Source organism: Virgibacillus salexigens (genome assembly GCF_000723585.1).
GTDB classification, from domain to species: Bacteria; Bacillota; Bacilli; order Bacillales; family Amphibacillaceae; genus Virgibacillus; species Virgibacillus salexigens.
The window spans coordinates 52,309-70,206 of record NZ_CCDP010000001.1; the positions used below are offsets into that span (position 1 = coordinate 52,309).

Sequence of the window (17,898 nt, forward strand, 5' to 3'; positions counted from 1 at the left end):
TCACACACCGAAGTGTGTAGCATTCCCAATTCATACTTTTCTCTCTAATTATTTGGTTCTAGCCCTATTGATTTAAGAAAATCATTCAACCCTTTATTTCCTAATTTTTCTAACGGGGTTTTATTCTCTGGTGCGTCAAAACCAATATCTAAGAAATTCTTTTCAATGAAACGAATGTCTGCTTCATCAACAATTCCATCCTTGTTTACATCCGTTTTATCATTTTCTTTACCATAATGGGCTACAACACGCATTACATCATGGATGTCGACAACTTTATCGCCATTGATATCTCCAGCAGTGTTCATGTCTGGATGCACTCGCTTGGATTCGCCAATAACTTCACCATTCTCTTCTATCCCTACTTCTGTCTCCAATACATTATTTAAATGACCGGGGACTTCAACATAGACATTGTACGTTCTTTCAGATACCGGAAGCCCCTTGATCGTAAAATTCCCCTGCTCTGTAATCGTACCTCTGTATTTTTTACCATCTTGATCTTTTGCATATATCTTAACGCCCATTTCTTCATAATCTTTCTGTAATACAAATCCATCCTCATGAAGAAATGCTTCTGGCTCGATAAAACCTGTAATAGTAGAATGCTTTGGAACAATCGTATACTTGTCATGTGAGAAAACAGAGATCGATACTGGTTCTGATTCACCGGCTTTCTCATAACTAAAATCGTCAACAGATAGACTTGTTGCGCCACCGTAATAGTGGTCATCAATTAATTCAAATGTGACATCAAGAAATTTCATATCTTTATCAATGCCTGAAAACGCATTACCTTCGATAGATGCTCCTACTTTCACAAAATCTGTCCAATAGTCTTCTCTAAATGAAGGTTCGTTCAAGTTTATTTCTAAGTCATTCTCTTCTGCATATGCTGCAAATGCTTCATTTACCTGAACTCCATCAAACTGATAAAGATCCTTCGCATACTCTACTTCAAATTCCCCAGACATTAACGCCTTCACGTTGTTTAGACTTAATGTCAAGGTAAATGTATTGCCTTTCTTTATTTCCTCTTTGTCATAAGTAGACATGCCATAGGCTGTTCCTTCTTCAACAAATGTGTACCTCGTTTTATTAACAATATCGGCATTCGTAGCTAAATCAACAGGCAATAAATCTAAATTTACTGGTCCATTCTCAATTTCTTCAGGCAATAAACCAAACTTCATATTTCCGTTTGCTTCAACTGGAATCTGACCTGGAAATGGAGAATTCTGATAATAGGCGACAATATTTTCCGATTGATCATAATCCAAGCCTTTTGATTTTAAAACATCAATTGTAGAATCATACACATTCGTATGAACCCATAGAGCATGATGCCCATCCTCATCTGTATACATAGACTCATCCACTTCATGTACTCCTGGTTCCAAATCATTAAACGTTAATTCCGGTGGTGTATTATCGACAATAGCAACATTCTGTATGGTGTACGTATCTCCATTCTCATCGTGACCAATCACTTCAAGGATATAATCATCTTCTGGTAATTTGACTCTTTCTTCTGCTATTGGATTTTCTGTGTCATCGGTAAATGGAAAAACGCTTCCCATAAATGCTTGCAACACGTAATACTCTCTACCAACTTCCATATTACTGCTATCTAATGTACCGACTAATCCAATCGGCTCTTGTGTTTCTCCATCTTTCACAATAACATCCATTGTTTCGATTGGACTTTTTATTTTTAAGGCCATATTGATAAATGGAAGTAAAAATGGATGAAATGTCCATTCATTTGGAACTGCTTGGCGGTCTAAATCGACATAATCAATCCCTTTATCGGTAACACGAACAGCGAATGGTACTTGGAAATTCTCTTCACTAGCTTCGTTTTCAACATGGATATATCCCTCAAACATGCCATATTCTGCATTTTTTGGTACTTGAATCGTTGCATTGATTTCCTCTGATTGTTCAGATCCAACAGTTATTGATTCAGGTACGTTTAACTCGATCCCTTCTTCATTTCCGTGTAGGAATTCAACATTTATGGCATATGATTTCTCCTCGGCTGAGTGATTCTCAATGCGAATATCTTTCTTTTCTTCCAAACCTTCCCCTTCCTCTAAATAATAGCTGCCATAGCCAATGGAACCAGTAACCTCGTCGATCATAGTGGTTTCTTCCCCATCCAACATCTCTGTTTTATCAAGGACTTTAACCGATGTATTAGTATGAACAGCATTATAAGCATTAATTCTCCCCGATCCTACTTCATAGACAGAGTAATTTTCTTTTAGATCAACAGAGGTATTCATTAAGGCGGCTTTTACTTCAAAGGGACTGTAATTTGGATTCTCTTGTAAAATAAGTGCTGCTGACGCTGCAACATGTGGAGAAGCCATGGATGTACCCTGTATACGTGCATAAGCTAAATCATAATTATTATGTTCTGGATCATTAACATAGGATGGGTAAGTAGAGAAAATTGCCACCCCAGGTGCAACAACATCTGGCTTGATATCATAATTTTGTGCTGCAGGTCCTCTCGAACTGAAATCTGCTAAATGGTCACCTTCTGATTCCGTATTTGTTAACTCGCCAAACGTTAGTAAAAGTCCATCTGAAAGAACCTCTTTCAAAGCCTGTCCATCCTCATTAGAAAGACGGAATGCTGGAAGATAGGCTGTACTTTCTCCAATATAATAAGGGATTTGCCCGTCTTCATTATTGAATACAATGGCAGCTTCTGCACCTGCATCTTTTGCATTTTTAACTTTTTCATCAAAGGAAATCTCGCCACGCTTTATTAATGCAATTTTCCCCTCTACATCAACCGCTGCAAAATCCTCAGCATACCCCAGCCCTGCGTCAACTATAGAAAAGGATTGATCTTTGAACGCTTCTAGATTATCTGTGAAATTTTTTGCTAACAGTTGCATATCTGTTACCGTCACATCTCCTGCTGTAGCGCTAAACGTGGGGATAGTCTGTGACACATCACTTGCTCCAACAGAAATAGGAAATGCAGCGGCCCCAGGCGATCCTACTGTTTTCTCACCTGGTCCAGCATTACCTGCTGCTACTACTGTTACTACATCAGATAATACAGCATTATTAACTGCTAAAGATGTAGGAGACAAAGGATCATTCGCATTAGATCCTAAGGATAGATTGATAACATCCATCTCATCTTTAACAGCCTTATCAATTCCTGCGATAACCCCATTGGTTGGCCCAGAACCATAAGGACCTAAAACACGATAGTTATATAAATCCACTTCAGGAGCTACACCTTTGACCGCATAATCAACATCATTGCTCTTTGTACCAGCAATCGTCCCAGATACATGGGTGCCATGTGATGTGTAATAACTTACGCCACTAATAAATTCAGCTTCACCAGATTCTCGCCAATCTTTATAGGTCGTCTCCATTGGATCAGCATCATTATCGATATAATCCCAGCCTTTAACCTGGCTAGGATCGATTTCAGCTGGGTTTTCTCCTTCCGTAAAACGATAACCTTGATAGGCATCCGTCAAATCAGGGTGGTTATAATCAATACCAGTATCAATTACCCCAACTTTAATTCCTTCCCCTTTGATGCCTTCATCATGTAATCGGTCTACACCAATTTGCGGGACACTATCTGCCATTTTTGGTTCCACTTTCTTTTGATCAACTTTAGGTAATTCTAAGCGAACGGTTTTATCCTTCCAAACACGCTTAACAACACCCGTTTGAATTAAATCTTTAACTGAATTTCCAGGCAATGTCATTGCCACACCATTTATTGCATGCCGATACTCATGTGTAATAGAAGGCCCATCAGTAGATTTTGTTTTCTTCATTTTTTTTAGGACTTCTTTAAATTGTTTATGTGATGATTCTACTTTTTCTTTTGCTTGCGATAAAGTAACCTTGCTACGTGACCTCATTGCCTTTGCTTTTGCTACCTCAACCTTTGCAGGATCCTGCTTAAATTCAACAATTACTTTTACGGGCTCTGAACTTTCTATATTAATATCTGGGTGTATAGTAAAACCTTTATCGGCTTCTAATTCATGGATAGCCTTGCGCTCTTCTGCAGTTATGTTACTTAATAGATTATTTATTTCCTTATCTTTATTCGACGAAGCGAATGTGTGACCAGGAAGTAGATACATGATAAGTAAAAAAATAGATAAATAAATTGTGAACAATTGCAATCTACGTTTTAACATAGCCTACTATTCTCCTCTCTTTTTTCTACTAAAATTAGATTTGAATCACTTTCCTCCTTTCATGTAGTGGACTTCAAGTAAAATTCCTTCTTATTAAATATGTTATATCTACTTTTTAATACTGTAAATTGGGGTAATTCTGTTATTTCCGAAAATTTAAAATAGTAAATTCGGATTACTATTCCTAGAAATACAATAGGTTTAAAAATTTACTCTAATCAGTCGTACTATATTCTAATCGTCAATCGTATTCTGGCCTACGTGTAATTATAAGAGCTAAATTCACATCAAAAGCACTATTAATAATTACCCCAAGTCAGCTATAATTGGTATAAAAAAGCCGGTTATTGTATTGACAGGAGCTTTCATTAATCCTCATACAAAGATTATGATTATTTAATGATGAAGATCTTCTAATAAGGGGGCACACAGCGATGTATGAAGGGAAAATCTTAAAATTTTACAGAGAAAAAGCAAAAATCACCCAAGAGCAACTTGGGCGAGGAATTTGTTCTGTGACACATATTAGTAAAATAGAAAGAGGGTTAACGGAGTATTCTCCTGAAATCACTATGTTATTAGCTCAAAGACTTAACATTAATATGGAGCAGGAAACTGCCAATTTAATCAATTTAAAAAAGAAGTTAGACCAGTGGCACGAGATGATAATATCTCAAGATTATAGCAGTGCTACTACCATTTATGATGAATTCCAGGAAAATGAAATGATAATTATTTCAGAATATTATCTTTACTATTTGCTTCTAAAAGGAATCTATCATTTGAAGCAAGGTTTTATTAAAGAAGCAGGAACATTAATTAAAACACTGCAAAAAAAGCGCAATAAACTCAATAATTATGAAGAAAATCTTATGAAACATGTGTTAGGTATCTACTTTATGATGACAGACGATCATTTAAAGTCCATCCATCTATTAAAAAGTATTCAATTCGATATTTATTCAAATGCATTAGTTTATTATGACTTAGCCGCAGCTTATCATCATATTCACTCCCCCGTGCTAGCATATTATTACGGAGAAAAAGCACTTAATGCTTATAAAAAGAAAAATTATTTTCTCGGGGTTATTGATACAGAAAATTTAATGCTAATTGAAGTGGAGTCGGGTCAACATCGTAATTTCAAAGAAACAAAAGAACAATATCAAGATTTAATTCGTCTTTGCGATCTGTGTAACTCACCAGATAAAAAGGGGAAAATACTACATAACTTTGCCTATGAACACTTAAAAAGAAAAAAATACCATGAAGCAGGAAAATTATATAAAGCATCCATGGATTTAAAAGAAAAGAAGAGTAATATTTATTTACTGTCACTAGAAGGATATGTTCGATGTGCAAATGAAGGGGATTTTTTAGAAAAAGACCAATTAATATCCTTAATTGAAGAGGGCTTATCCATTGCTTCAGAAATAAAAGAACCCCTATATAACCATGTGTTTTTGCTACATTATTACACCATATTTGATCAAGAAAAACAGTATTATCATTACTTAACAGAAAAAGCATTACCTTATTTTAAAGAACATGGATTTTTCGTTACCATGAAACGATATGAAAAGGAATTATTTAATTACTTCCTAAAAACTGAACAATGGGAAAGAGCTGTGCAAACGGCAGATTACATTATTAACAAGGTTGATGATACATATATATTTTAGTTTTTCCGAACACAGCATCTTTATTATCTACACCTACCTAGAATTAGGTACAATACCGTTTGTTTCTATTACTTATTCTGCCATTCCCAGTCAAACCATCTACCATGCCCATCGGTTTCACCTAGATTATACATATGCTCTTCGCCATTAATGTAAGCGTCTATATGTAAATTGCGGTCTGACATATTATTATAGATATGAATAACATCACGATGCTTGGCTATTTGCTGTAAATTATCCATCAATTTATTTTTTACTTCTAATGGTATTTGATTAGCTACATGCGTGTGAAATATACAAACAATGCTATCGGCTGGTGCTTGTTTCGATAAGTCAACGATTCGTTTCACACCATCTCCTTCTAACAGACATGGAGGGCTTTTCTTCAGCTGCTCAACTGCAGATGCTAGAAGTTCTACCCGCTCTTGATTTTCTGGCCAAATAAGCGCACGTAACCAATTATAATCGGAGGCTTTTGTTACATCACAACAATGCAAATCCACACCGACTCGAGAAACAATAGAAGGCCGAATCGCTAAATGCGGTGGCTTCTTCCCCTTCCTCACTCTTGAAGTGATGTGTAATGCAGCGCTTGGGTTTCCATATATTATACCATCCCCATAGGAATAACTATATTGTTCTACCAGTAATTGCAATCCTGCGCTTGTTCCTATTTCTATTAAAGACAATGGTTTATTTGTCTGCTTAAAAATGCCACAGAATATTGGATACAAGTACGCACATCTTCTGACTTCATTGGTTTGCACCCGCTTTGATTCAAGAATATCGATAATCGATGATTGATGGGTAGTACAAAAGTCTTTAAACTCTGGGAATACTTGTTGATAATCAGCAGGATTTTCTACTAAACTCGGGTAAAATGCTTGCAAGGAATGGTCTCTCCCCTGAAGCAACAGATAATGCACGGCTCCTAAGAATAAATTCGGCTCTGGCTGGCCTTTTGCTGCATGACCGCTTAAGCGTAACATATCCATATCTTCAGAAATCTTCCACGCCAAATGCTCATAAAGTGGACTGCTATCCTTCGCTTCTTGGGCAAATAATTGATAGCGTTTAGCATGATCACTCATATTCATTCCCCCTATTTTTAAAAGTATCATACGAAAATATAAAAGCAGCCAAGTAGGAGATGTGCTGCAGTTGTAAATTTCTATGAGCAACTACTTCCTTACCTATAGAAAAAGACAAGTACATCACTGCCTTGTCTTTATTGTCCAAATCAATTAACTTTTGGATTTAATGATAGGTCGCCCGCAATTTTCGATGCCTTGCTTCACGTAGTAAAAATAGATACTTAGCTTGAGCAAAAGCTTCCCAATAGTTTCCATCCATAGAGGGATCAATGCTTCTAGATACCATCGATTCAATTTGCTTCCACTCTTTTTCCAACCGTATCATTGTTTCTAGTAATTGTCCGTCCATCTCTTTTTTCTTTATTTTTTTAGCCATTTATTCACCTAATTCCTACAGATCTCTTCTACCCTCAAGCGCTTTTGATAAGGTTACTTCATCTGCATATTCCAAGTCTCCCCCAACAGGCAGCCCATGAGCAATTCTTGTTGTCTTGATGCCAGATGGCTTTACAAGTCTGGAGATATACATTGCTGTAGCTTCCCCTTCAATATTTGGATTTGTAGCCAAAATCAATTCTTCAACTTGTTCATCTTTCAGTCGATTAATTAAATCTGGTACATTAATATCCTCTGGCCCAATGCCATCCATAGGGGATATAGCACCATGAAGTACATGGTACTTGCCATGATACTCTTTCATTTTTTCCATGGCAATAACATCCTTTGGATCTTGTACCACACAAATAATCGATTGATCTCGTGTTGTATCTTGACAAATGGAGCAAGGATCCTGATCGGTAATATGACCACAGGTAGAGCAATGGGTTAGTTCTCGCTTGGCATTAACCAAGGAATTAGCAAAATCCATTACGTCATCATCCTGCATATTCAAAACAAAGAAAGCCAGACGGACTGCTGTTTTTGGTCCGATTCCTGGCAATTTAGTAAAACTGTCAATTAGCTTCGAAATTGGTTCTGGATAATACATTTATACGCCTCCAAGAATTAGAACATTCCAGGCATATTCAACCCTTTCGTGAATTGTCCCATTGTATCATTTGTTTTATCATCAATTTGTTTTAGAACATCATTGGTAGCTGTCAGAATTAAATCTTGTAGCATTTCTGCATCATCTGGATCAATAACTTCTTCATTAATTTGAATATCTGTAATCTCTTTTTTTCCATTTGCAGTTACAGTAACCATTCCGCCACCTGCAGATGCTTCAAAAGACATCTCATGTAATTCATCCTGTGCTTTCATCATCTTCTTTTGCATTTTTTGCATTTGCTTCATCATATTTCCCATATTTCCTTTCATGGAAATACCTCCTTTTAATAATAGATACGTTCATTGGTTAATCGTGAATTTCAACCACATCGTCCCCGAACAGTTTTCTCGCTTCTTCTACAAGAGGGTCAGCAGTACTTTCTTCCTGAATTGTCGTTGTTTTTTCTTGATTCGATATATATTCTGTGCGTAATTCTTTCCAATCCGTTTCCGGTATTGGTATGATTGTTAACGATTTTCCCATGACATTTGCCAATACGGATTCTATGGTTTCCTGGTTATCTAAGAACAAGGAACAATGGATTTCATATTTAAACGCGACTACAAGCACCTTATCTGAAGCTGCCGCTGGTTTGCTGTCTTGTATGGTAGCGTGAGCCGGTGCGTTTGCTTTTTTTAAATTGGACAAAAAGGCCGCCCATTGTGAATGTACTTGTTTTAATGCGGATTTCTCTGCCTGCTTGAGGACATCTCTAATTCGCTCGTATGGAATCTTATAGCTATTCTTAGATGATCGAGATGGTGCTTTCCGTGTTTCACGCTGCGGTGCAGGTTGCGCACTTACTACAGGGTTTTCCTTCAGTAAGTTCACCTCTTTTTCTAATTGCCCAAGTTGTGAGGTTAATCTAGCTATCATCTCTGAATCCGCAGGTTGAGCTGATTGGGCTTGATTGTCTTTTCCATTTGTAATGGATAATATAGCAATTTCAATGTATACTTTAGGGCTATTTGTCCACTTAATTTCCTGTTGACATTGATTTAGTTGATTCATTGCTTCTTGAATCCAACTATTCGTTACCTTCGCGGCTAATTCTTTAAAAGGTTGATCTGCACGTGCTCGTTCAAGAAGCGCTTCTAGGGTTGGGGCACTTTTATAAAGTAATACATCTCGTAAGAAATAGATCATATCATAAACAAACCGAGCTGGGTCCTTCCCCTTTTGAATCAACTCATTCAGCTGCATAAGCGCATGTTGTACATCCTTTTCATACATTGCGCGGACAATACTTGTTAGTGTTTGTTGCGATACGCCCCCTGTAACTGCTAAAACATCTTCTAGTTCAACCGATTCCTCACTATAAGATATCGCTTGGTCTAAAATACTTAAGGCATCTCGCATACCGCCTTCAGCCGCTAAGGCTACCGTATCTAATGCTTCTTTAGATACAGCGGTTCCCTCTACATCAAGAATCGTTTGCATGCGTTCTACAATCGATTGATTTGAAATAGGCTTAAAGTCAAACCGCTGACATCTAGATAGAATCGTCAACGGGATCTTGTGGGGTTCTGTTGTAGCTAAGATAAATACGACATGCTGTGGCGGTTCTTCTAATGTTTTTAACAATGCATTAAACGCATTTACGGATATCATGTGTACCTCATCTATGATATATACTTTATAAGGTACTACACTAGAGGCATATTTTACTTTATCTCTAATTTCACGTATATCTTCAACACTTGTATTCGATGCAGCATCAATTTCAATGACATCAGAAATAGAACCGTCTTGTATTCCACGGCATGCTGCACATTCATTACATGGTTCTTTGACTGGCGAACGTTCACAGTTAATCGTTTTAGCAAAAATCTTCGCAGCACTAGTTTTCCCTGTACCACGTGGGCCAGAAAACAAGTAAGCATGGGAGAATTTTTCCTGTACAATCGCATTCTGTAATGTCCGTGTTATATGGGCTTGCCCGACCACGTCAGCAAAATTCCTTGGACGCCATACGCGATATAATGCCTGATAGCTCATGATACGATTCTCCTTTAAAATCTCTTTCTAATTATACTCTATTTTAGGGGGGAATGTGAACCATGGCGGTACAACAAATAAGAAAAAATCAATCCCATTATCTAACATTTCGACTATAACTCGTGTCGTTTTTAATCATTTGCTTTATAATTAGTATTGAATATGTAGAAAAGGAGACTAACAATGACTTTATTAAATGAAATTCTATCCTTTAACAAAGCGTTCGTTCAAAATGAAGAATATGAAGATTTTGAACGTAATAAACTTCCGAATAAGCGTGTACTCATACTCTCTTGTATGGATACAAGACTAGTAGAATTATTACCTAAGTCAATGAATATTGCGAATGGTGATGCCAAGGTTGTAAAGACAGCGGGGGCACTTGTCTCCGAACCATTTGGTAATGTTATGCAGAGTATTATTGTAGGAGTCTATGAATTAAACGTTGATGAAGTATGCGTCATTGGCCATTATGATTGTGGAATGGGAAATGTTAAAGCAGATCAAACAATAGAAAAAATGAAGAAACGTGGGGTTACGCAAGAAAAACTAGATACCTTACAAAATGCTGGAGTAAATCTAGATCAGTTCTTAAATGGTTTTGCAGATGTAGAAGACAGTGTAAAAACAAGTGTATCGACCATTCGTAATCACCCACTCATTCCAGATAATATCCCTGTTCATGGATTAATTATTGATCCAAATACCGGAAGGCTTGATCTTGTTGAAGAAGGCTATACAAAGTAATTAAAAAACCTCTGACTATAATGAGTCAGAGGTTTTCTTTTTATATGTAAACCGTGCACCCACCGTTGATACAACAACCCTATGCGTTACTCAAGTTCATGGCTCTACCTAGGCTTCCCCGCGGCACACAGGAATGACCACTTACTGCTGCTTCCTTCCGGACCTGACAGGGTTCATGGGTTCCTGTTGCGCAGGACCTAAGCGTCAACACCACTCTCTTGAGGCAGACCATAAAGTCATTGTACCTCGGGTGGGGATTCGGCCTCGCTATAGCGGATTGCGAGTACAGGGCACCGCTACCTCCCCACTTAGCACGGCATTAATCATTATACCTATATTATATTAAAAATGCAATGGTAGAGCATGGAAAATTAAGAGTCTGAGTCAAAAGTATATTATTCATATAATAGACCGCCAATGATTTCACTTGATCATTTCGATTTCGGATTAATCGTGACAGGTTCTATCTTCGCTCAGCGTTTCATTACTACTCTTTTATATTTTCCGGCTTATATTGCCGTCTCTCCCTTACTTGTTTTTTTTCTGCTGCCTAAGCTCTTTGAAAAAATTCTTTAAAAGGTCGCCACATTCTGTTTCTAATACTCCACTTGTTACTTCTACTTGATGGTTAAACCTTTCTTCCTCTAAGAGATTCATTAACGTACCTGCACAACCAGCTTTCGGATCTTTAGCTCCATATACAACACGCTTTATTCGTGATTGAACGATTGTCCCAGCACACATAGGGCAAGGTTCTAATGTTACATAAAGTGTGCAATCTTCTAATCGCCAACTACCAATAAATTCATTTGCTTGCTGAATTGCTATTAACTCTGCATGAGAAAGAGTTTGTTGAGAAGTCTCTCGAAGATTATATCCTGAGGCAATTACTTCCCCTTCATAGGTTATAACTGCTCCAATTGGTACTTCATTTTGGTTGGCTGCTTTTTTTGCTTCTTCTATTGCAACGTGCATGAACGTTTCATCTGACAATTTTATCACAACCTTTCTTTAAAAGTTTGAAAACCTTGAAAAAGGTAATAATTAATAAGAAAAGCATAAAGCACTTGCCTCTAGCAGCTCATCATAGTTTTAAATGGTAACACTGGTAATCCCTTCTCTTAGAAAGGAGTAATCACATTGGATACATCATTAGAAAATACGGCTGTTCTTTTTGTTGATATTATTAATGATTTTCGATTTGATGGTGGAGATAACTTATTAGCAAATACAAAAGAAATATTACCTGACTTAAAAAATTTACGGATATATGCGAAAGAGAATAAATTACCTATCATCTATATTAATGACCATTATGGTCTATGGCAGGCTGATTTTCACAAAATTATCGATTATTGTCATAACGATCGCAGTCAAGAAATCATCGAAACGTTAAAACCAGATGATCAAGATTATTTCTTAATTAAACCACAGCACTCTGCCTTTTTTCAAACCCCATTACAATCCTTGTTAAATGAATTAGGAAAGACACATCTATTAATGGCTGGCATTGCTGGTGATATTTGCATTCTATTTACTGCAAAGGATGCCTATATGTACGGATACAACATGCATATTCCAAAGAATTGCATGGCATCCGAAGGAAAAGACAATAATGATTATGCTTTGTATTTATTAAATTCTGTCATGAAAGCTGATATCTCAGCGATATAATTGGAATAACAAAGATTCCCTTCTCATAGATTGTAAGTAGCACATCTATAAACTGTAGGTTTTGAACAACCTCATAAAGGAGGGAATCGGTATGCAAATACATGTAATTACCTCAGGCGAGTCACTGTACGGAATTGCCAATACGTATAACACAACTACGCAGGCGCTTATCGATGCAAATGAACTTGATGCTCCAAATAATCTTGTTGTCGGCCAGGCTTTAGTGATCCCGATCATTGGACAATTTTATTTTGTTCAACCTGGTGATAGTTTATATTCCATTGCCCAACAATTTGGTATCTCTTATCAAGAATTAGCACAAATCAATAATTTCCCACCAGGTAATATCCTGCCAGTCGGATTTAGGCTTTATATACCGCCAGTCTCTAAGTCACCTATCACGACAAACGCCTATATTGAGCCAACCGGTGGAACCGTATCAGAAACATTAGAAAACGCAGCCACAAAAACAACACCTTACTTAACCTATTTAGCAATTTTCAGCTATCGTGTTGGTCGTGATGGAAGTTTGACACCGCCCCCATTGAACGGGTTATCAGAGATTGCCCAACAGAATAACGCAGCGAAGATGCTTGTGGTAACAAACCTGGAAGAAGGCGAATTCAGCCAAGAACTTGGTCATATTATTGTAACCGTTCAAAGTGTCCAAAACACACTACTGGATAATATCGTCAATACAGCTACTACTGGCGGATATAGCGATGTTCATTTTGACTTTGAGTTTCTTCCGCCAGAGGATAGAGAGGCGTACAATAACTTTTTACGGAAAGCAAAAGAGCGTTTATCACAAGCCGGTTTACTGATGTCAACTGCATTAGCACCAAAAACGAGCGCTACCCAGACCGGGCAATGGTATGAAGCACATGATTATGCAGCACATGGAGAGATTGCAGACTTTGTCGTGCTCATGACATATGAATGGGGGTATAGTTATGGACCGCCAATGGCTGTATCTCCACTAGATCAAGTAAGAGAAGTTGTTGAATATGCCTTAACGGAAATGCCAGCTGATAAAATCTTATTGGGGCAAAATTTATATGGTTATGATTGGACATTACCTTATGAAGAAGGTGGTGAAGCTGCACAAGCAGTTAGCCCGCAACAAGCAATAACAATAGCGAGGGAGAACAATGCAGAAATAAAATTTGATGAAGGCTCGCAAGCTCCCTATTTCACTTATACGGATAACGAAGGCAATCAACATGAGGTCTGGTTTGAGGATGCCAGATCCATCCAAGCCAAATTTAATCTAATTAAAGAGTTAGGATTATTAGGCATATCCTATTGGAAGCTGGGCCTTGCTTTCCCACAAAATTGGCTGTTACTGCAGGATCAATTTGACATCGAAAAAATGGAACCATAAAAAAAGAGGAGCTCTATGCATCAAGCAGAGCTCCTCTTTCTTTTCGATTATTTATTTAATACACGAACTGCTTCGCGATTAAATGCCGGTATATCATCAGGTTGACGACTTGTAACAAGTTGATCCTGACAAACCGCTACTTCTTCATCTACTACCTTTGCACCAGCATAGTCCATATCTACTTGAATCGATTTAAATCCTGTTGCTTTTCTACCTTCTAACGTTTTAGCCGTAATTAATAACTGTGGACCATGACAGATAGCGAATACCGGTTTCTTCTCATCCATAAAATGCTTTGCAAATGTAACAAAACGATCATCTGCACGTAACATGTCTGGAGAAAAGCCACCGGGAATAAATAACGCATCAAAATCACTCGGGTTCACATCATCAATTCCTTGATCAATCGTGACAGTGGTTTCTTTCTGCTTTCCTGTTACATTGTTTCCTTTTTCTTTTTCAATGGTAACAACTTCATGACCAGCCTCTTTAAAAGCCTTTACTGGATCCGTATATTCTACATCCTCAAACATATCTGTAATGACTGTTGCTATTTTCTTACTCATTGATATCCACTCCTTTACGATTGCTACATAATTACATATTCCCAAGTACATTAAAATTAAACATATAAAAAGGCTGACATTCAATCATTTCAGAACGTCAGCCTTTGTGAATTTATTCTTCTAATGTTGAGGTATCACCTGTTGGCAGTCCTAACTCCCACGATTTTAATAAACGTCTCATAATCTTACCACTACGGGTTTTCGGGATGGTATCTTTCACTTCTAATTCCCTCGGAGCAGCATGCGCACTTAATCCGGTCTTCACAAACCTGCGAATATCTTCTAACAATTCTTCGGAGTCTTGATAACCATCATTCAATGTAATAAACGCTTTAATGATTTCCCCACGCTCCGCATGCGGTTTACCAATTACGCCAGCCTCTGCTACAGCTGGATGTTCAATTAATTTACTTTCCACTTCAAATGGCCCCACTCGCTCTCCAGAAGTATTTATAACATCATCCAAACGTCCTTGGAACCAAAAATATCCATCTTCGTCTTTATACGCACTATCTCCGGAAACATACCAGCCATGTATGAAATAACTTTCATACTTACTCGGATTTTTCCATATCGCCCGCATCATAGAAGGCCAACCCTTTTTAATAGCTAAGTTGCCCATTTGATTCGCCGGTAACTCATTTCCTTCATTATCAATAATTGCTGCATCTACACCTGGTATAGGTTTGCCCATGGATCCAGGACGTATTTCCATAGACGGTACATTAACGATCAATTGCGCCCCTGTTTCTGTCATCCACCATGTATCATGAATCCGTAAGTTAAATGCTTTGAGTCCCCAAGTCACCACTTCTGGATTTAATGGCTCCCCGACACTCATAATATGCCGTAATGAAGATAAGTCATATTTTTTCACAATATCTTCACCAGCACTAACTAATTTTCGTAGAGCTGTTGGTGCTGTATACCAAACCGTGACACGATACGTAGCGATTGTATTGTACCAGTCATCTGGTGTAAACCGACCACCTCTTATGACATTGGTTACCCCATGTAACCAAGGTGCGAAAATGCCGTAACTGGTTCCTGTTACCCAACCTGGATCTGCTGTACACCAGTAGACATCGTCTTCTTTCAGATCTAACACCCAGTCGCCAGTAGCATAATGTTGAATCATCGCATGATGCACATGATAAACACCCTTCGGTTTCCCTGTAGAACCGGAAGTATAATGGAGTAACATTCCATCTTCTAAGTCAACCCATTCGATTTCTGTTTTAGCTGAAGTGTTCTCCATTTCCTTATTGTAATCAATATATTGTTCTCCAGTTTCCTGATGATCTCCAACAAGTACAATTTTTTCTAAAGCTGGTAGGTCGTTTTGAGGAACGCGATACAATAAATCCGGCGTAGTAATTAAGACTCGAGCCTCGCTGTCTTGCAGTCGATCTCTAACTGCTTGCTCCATAAACGCTTCAAATAAAGGTCCTGCAATAGCACCTACTTTCAAAATACCAAAGAAGGCAGCATAGAACTCTGGACTTCTCGGCATAAATAAAAATACGCGATCGCCTTTTTTCACATCATATTTACGAAGTACATTAGCGAATTTATTACTTTCATCACGAAGAGTTGCAAATGTAACCTTTTCTTCTCTTTCTGGATCTGAATAAAGCAATGCTACTTGATCTTTTTTCTTTGGGTTTTCTGCATGGCGATCTAACGCCTCGTATGCCATGTTTACTTTTCCCGTTTCATTCCAAGTAAAATGTTTCTTCAATGCTTCCCATGAGAATGTCTCTCGAGTTTTTTCATAGTCTGTTAGATTGTGGTTACCTTCTCTAGCTGGTATCTTTTGCATATCCATCCAATCACCTCGTTATTAGAATTGAAATCGGTTACATCTATCGTTTATACTAGACGATTCATTTAAGACCTTATGTTTTGTATAATGAAACCGATTAATTAACAATGTATTAAAAATTATGCAAACTTTTTGGTAACTAGTATTTATTTTAGAACATTCCGTGACAATTTTAAAGTAATACGTACGTTAAATTAAATGAACGTCTGGATGATTATAAAAAACACGTCTATTTCGAAAATAGACGTGTGTATATCTAAGCAGTTTGCTCCGCTTGATCTTTTTCATTTCGTTTATCGCTTTCTGAAATAATATAAGCACAAGCAGCATCACCAGTAATGTTTAGAGAAGTACGTAGCATATCTAATAATCTATCAACACCAATAATTAATGCAATACCATCCACAGGTAAGCCCACTTGCTTAAGAACCATTGCTAACATAATGAGTCCAACACCAGGAACTCCAGCAGTACCAATGCTCGCTAGGGTTGCTGTTAAGACAACCATTAACATTTGGCTGATTCCTAATGGCTCTGCATATACTTGAGCAATAAATACAGTAGCTACCGCCTGCATAATCGCAGTACCATCCATATTTATAGTAGCACCTAATGGCTGAACAAAGCTACTAATCGACTTTTTCACTCCTAGTCTTTCTTGTGCCATTTTCATAGAAACTGGCAGCGTTGCACTTGAGCTTGATGTACTGAAGGCAACAGACATAGCAGGGAAAAATAGTTTATAGAACTTTATTGGACTAGCTTTTCCTAATCCTTTAATAGCTAAACTATACGTAACAGCCCCGTGAATGAGTAGTGCTAGAATTACAGCAACCATATACATTGCCATTGACCCTAAAGCATCTAATCCGGCTTCACCAATCGCTGATGCAATTAAAGCAAACGCACCATAAGGAGCCGTTTTCATTATTGCATTAACTAGAAAAATTAAGATTTCATTTGCTTGTTCAAATAACTTGTGTATTCCACTTGTTTTCTCACCAAGTATTGCTAAGGCGACTCCAATAAACACCGCAAAAGCAATAATTTGTAGCATATTCCCTGTAGACATTGCTTCGATTGGGTTCTCGGGAATAATATTTATAAATGTATCCATAATTGGTGGCGCAGCTTCTTCTTCATAACTTGCATTTTCTGTATCAAACGTGCCTGCTTGACCAGGTTCTAGAATTAACCCAACTCCAAGACCAATAACTAAAGCTACAGCGGTAGTAACCAAGTAAAAACCTATCGTTTTAATCCCGATTTTCCCAAGCTTAGAGGGATCACCAAGACCAGCCGTTCCCAGTACTATTGATACAAAGACGATCGGTACTACAATCATCATGATTAGATTTAAGAATATTTCTCCAACTGGATTTAATACATAGGTATCAATCGCAGAAAAAAAGTCATTAGATGAAAACGTTAAACCAATACCTGCAATTACACCTAAAACAAGTGCAATCAGTATTTTTTTCGTTAAATTCATAGCATTCGTCCTTTCTTGTTGATTGTCTTTTCTGAGAATTCTGGTGAAAGGTGGAATAAGGAAATGAGAGTATCTCATGCAGAATTACTAAGTTGGGACTTTTAAAAGTTTAGAGTTGCTTTATTATTTTATCATCTTTTAGGCGAAATGAACAGACCTTGTTTTAAGAATACGGTGATATCAGGGCTT

At 37.6% G+C, this 17,898-nt stretch carries 14 protein-coding genes and 1 other RNA gene; 4 read left to right on the top strand and 11 right to left on the bottom strand.

What is annotated here, in order from left to right; all coding sequences use genetic code 11:
• Positions 1 to 44: 44 nt before the first annotated feature.
• Entirely contained in the window at positions 45 to 4,196 is a 4,152-nt protein-coding gene (locus BN990_RS00290) for a S8 family serine peptidase (RefSeq protein ID WP_038241570.1), read from the bottom strand.
• A gap of 434 nt (positions 4,197 to 4,630) precedes the next feature.
• Between BN990_RS00290 and BN990_RS00295 the strand changes: the two genes are divergently transcribed.
• Positions 4,631 to 5,878, top strand: coding sequence for a helix-turn-helix domain-containing protein (locus BN990_RS00295; protein WP_021290325.1), 1,248 nt, complete (start codon positions 4,631 to 4,633; stop codon positions 5,876 to 5,878).
• A gap of 68 nt (positions 5,879 to 5,946) precedes the next feature.
• Here BN990_RS00295 and BN990_RS00300 read toward each other — a convergent pair whose 3' ends face one another.
• The 5 genes from BN990_RS00300 to dnaX all read right to left on the bottom strand — a co-directional run bounded on the left by BN990_RS00300 (position 5,947) and on the right by dnaX (position 10,021).
• A complete protein-coding gene (locus tag BN990_RS00300; protein ID WP_031335306.1) occupies positions 5,947 to 6,975 on the bottom strand; it encodes a DUF2332 domain-containing protein in 1,029 nt (342 codons plus the stop codon).
• Positions 6,976 to 7,135: 160 nt separating this feature from the next.
• A complete protein-coding gene (locus BN990_RS00305) occupies positions 7,136 to 7,348 on the bottom strand; it encodes a YaaL family protein (RefSeq protein WP_021290323.1) in 213 nt (70 codons plus the stop codon).
• Positions 7,349 to 7,363: 15 nt separating this feature from the next.
• The gene (gene recR, locus BN990_RS00310; protein WP_021290322.1) at positions 7,364 to 7,960 is read right to left on the bottom strand and encodes a recombination mediator RecR; all 597 of its coding nucleotides are present in this window, start codon (positions 7,958 to 7,960) and stop codon (positions 7,364 to 7,366) included.
• A 17-nt stretch (positions 7,961 to 7,977) separates the two neighbouring features.
• Positions 7,978 to 8,292: a YbaB/EbfC family nucleoid-associated protein gene (locus BN990_RS00315; protein ID WP_021290321.1), complete on the bottom strand. Its 315-nt coding sequence runs from the start codon at positions 8,290 to 8,292 to the stop codon at positions 7,978 to 7,980.
• 37 nt (positions 8,293 to 8,329) lie between these two features.
• A complete protein-coding gene (gene dnaX / locus BN990_RS00320; RefSeq protein ID WP_021290320.1) occupies positions 8,330 to 10,021 on the bottom strand; it encodes a DNA polymerase III subunit gamma/tau in 1,692 nt (563 codons plus the stop codon).
• A 183-nt stretch (positions 10,022 to 10,204) separates the two neighbouring features.
• Here dnaX and BN990_RS00325 point away from each other — a divergent pair, with 183 nt between their 5' ends.
• On the top strand, positions 10,205 to 10,768 hold the full coding sequence (locus BN990_RS00325) for a beta-class carbonic anhydrase (protein ID WP_021290319.1): 564 nt from the start codon (positions 10,205 to 10,207) through the stop codon (positions 10,766 to 10,768).
• A 51-nt stretch (positions 10,769 to 10,819) separates the two neighbouring features.
• Here BN990_RS00325 and ffs read toward each other — a convergent pair.
• Positions 10,820 to 11,085: signal recognition particle sRNA large type (gene ffs, locus BN990_RS21730), an RNA gene on the bottom strand.
• Between the two features lie 211 nt (positions 11,086 to 11,296).
• A complete protein-coding gene (gene tadA / locus BN990_RS00330) occupies positions 11,297 to 11,761 on the bottom strand; it encodes a tRNA adenosine(34) deaminase TadA (protein ID WP_021290318.1) in 465 nt (154 codons plus the stop codon).
• A gap of 147 nt (positions 11,762 to 11,908) precedes the next feature.
• Between tadA and BN990_RS00335 the strand changes: the two genes are divergently transcribed.
• Positions 11,909 to 12,442, top strand: a complete 534-nt coding sequence (locus BN990_RS00335) for a cysteine hydrolase family protein (protein ID WP_021290317.1) — start codon at positions 11,909 to 11,911, stop codon at positions 12,440 to 12,442.
• A gap of 91 nt (positions 12,443 to 12,533) precedes the next feature.
• Positions 12,534 to 13,826, top strand: a complete 1,293-nt coding sequence (locus tag BN990_RS00340) for a glycoside hydrolase family 18 protein (protein ID WP_021290316.1) — start codon at positions 12,534 to 12,536, stop codon at positions 13,824 to 13,826.
• A gap of 47 nt (positions 13,827 to 13,873) precedes the next feature.
• Here BN990_RS00340 and BN990_RS00345 read toward each other — a convergent pair whose 3' ends face one another.
• From BN990_RS00345 to BN990_RS00355, 3 genes are all read right to left on the bottom strand, one after another.
• Complete coding sequence (locus BN990_RS00345) at positions 13,874 to 14,392, bottom strand: type 1 glutamine amidotransferase domain-containing protein (RefSeq protein WP_038241574.1); 519 nt, start codon at positions 14,390 to 14,392, stop codon at positions 13,874 to 13,876.
• Positions 14,393 to 14,504: 112 nt separating this feature from the next.
• Positions 14,505 to 16,220 carry an acetate--CoA ligase gene (gene acsA / locus BN990_RS00350; RefSeq protein ID WP_021290314.1) on the bottom strand — a complete coding sequence of 572 codons (1,716 nt, stop codon included), beginning with the start codon at positions 16,218 to 16,220 and terminating at the stop codon, positions 14,505 to 14,507.
• 253 nt (positions 16,221 to 16,473) lie between these two features.
• A complete protein-coding gene (locus BN990_RS00355) occupies positions 16,474 to 17,709 on the bottom strand; it encodes a dicarboxylate/amino acid:cation symporter (protein ID WP_021290313.1) in 1,236 nt (411 codons plus the stop codon).
• Positions 17,710 to 17,898 lie beyond the last annotated feature (189 nt).

Bases quoted from the DNA above. Each gene is read 5' to 3' on its own strand.
- BN990_RS00325 (WP_021290319.1), top strand. From the start codon at position 10,205: ATGACTTTATTAAATGAAATTCTATCCTTTAACAAAGCGTTCGTTCAA.
- BN990_RS00340 (WP_021290316.1), top strand. From the start codon at position 12,534: ATGCAAATACATGTAATTACCTCAGGCGAGTCACTGTACGGAATTGCC.
- BN990_RS00345 (WP_038241574.1), bottom strand. From the start codon at position 14,392: ATGAGTAAGAAAATAGCAACAGTCATTACAGATATGTTTGAGGATGTA.
- BN990_RS00290 (WP_038241570.1), bottom strand. From the start codon at position 4,196: ATGTTAAAACGTAGATTGCAATTGTTCACAATTTATTTATCTATTTTT.
- BN990_RS00315 (WP_021290321.1), bottom strand. From the start codon at position 8,292: ATGAAAGGAAATATGGGAAATATGATGAAGCAAATGCAAAAAATGCAA.
- acsA (WP_021290314.1), bottom strand. From the start codon at position 16,220: ATGGATATGCAAAAGATACCAGCTAGAGAAGGTAACCACAATCTAACA.
- BN990_RS00305 (WP_021290323.1), bottom strand. From the start codon at position 7,348: ATGGCTAAAAAAATAAAGAAAAAAGAGATGGACGGACAATTACTAGAA.
- BN990_RS00295 (WP_021290325.1), top strand. From the start codon at position 4,631: ATGTATGAAGGGAAAATCTTAAAATTTTACAGAGAAAAAGCAAAAATC.
- BN990_RS00355 (WP_021290313.1), bottom strand. From the start codon at position 17,709: ATGAATTTAACGAAAAAAATACTGATTGCACTTGTTTTAGGTGTAATT.
- recR (WP_021290322.1), bottom strand. From the start codon at position 7,960: ATGTATTATCCAGAACCAATTTCGAAGCTAATTGACAGTTTTACTAAA.
- dnaX (WP_021290320.1), bottom strand. From the start codon at position 10,021: ATGAGCTATCAGGCATTATATCGCGTATGGCGTCCAAGGAATTTTGCT.
- BN990_RS00300 (WP_031335306.1), bottom strand. From the start codon at position 6,975: ATGAATATGAGTGATCATGCTAAACGCTATCAATTATTTGCCCAAGAA.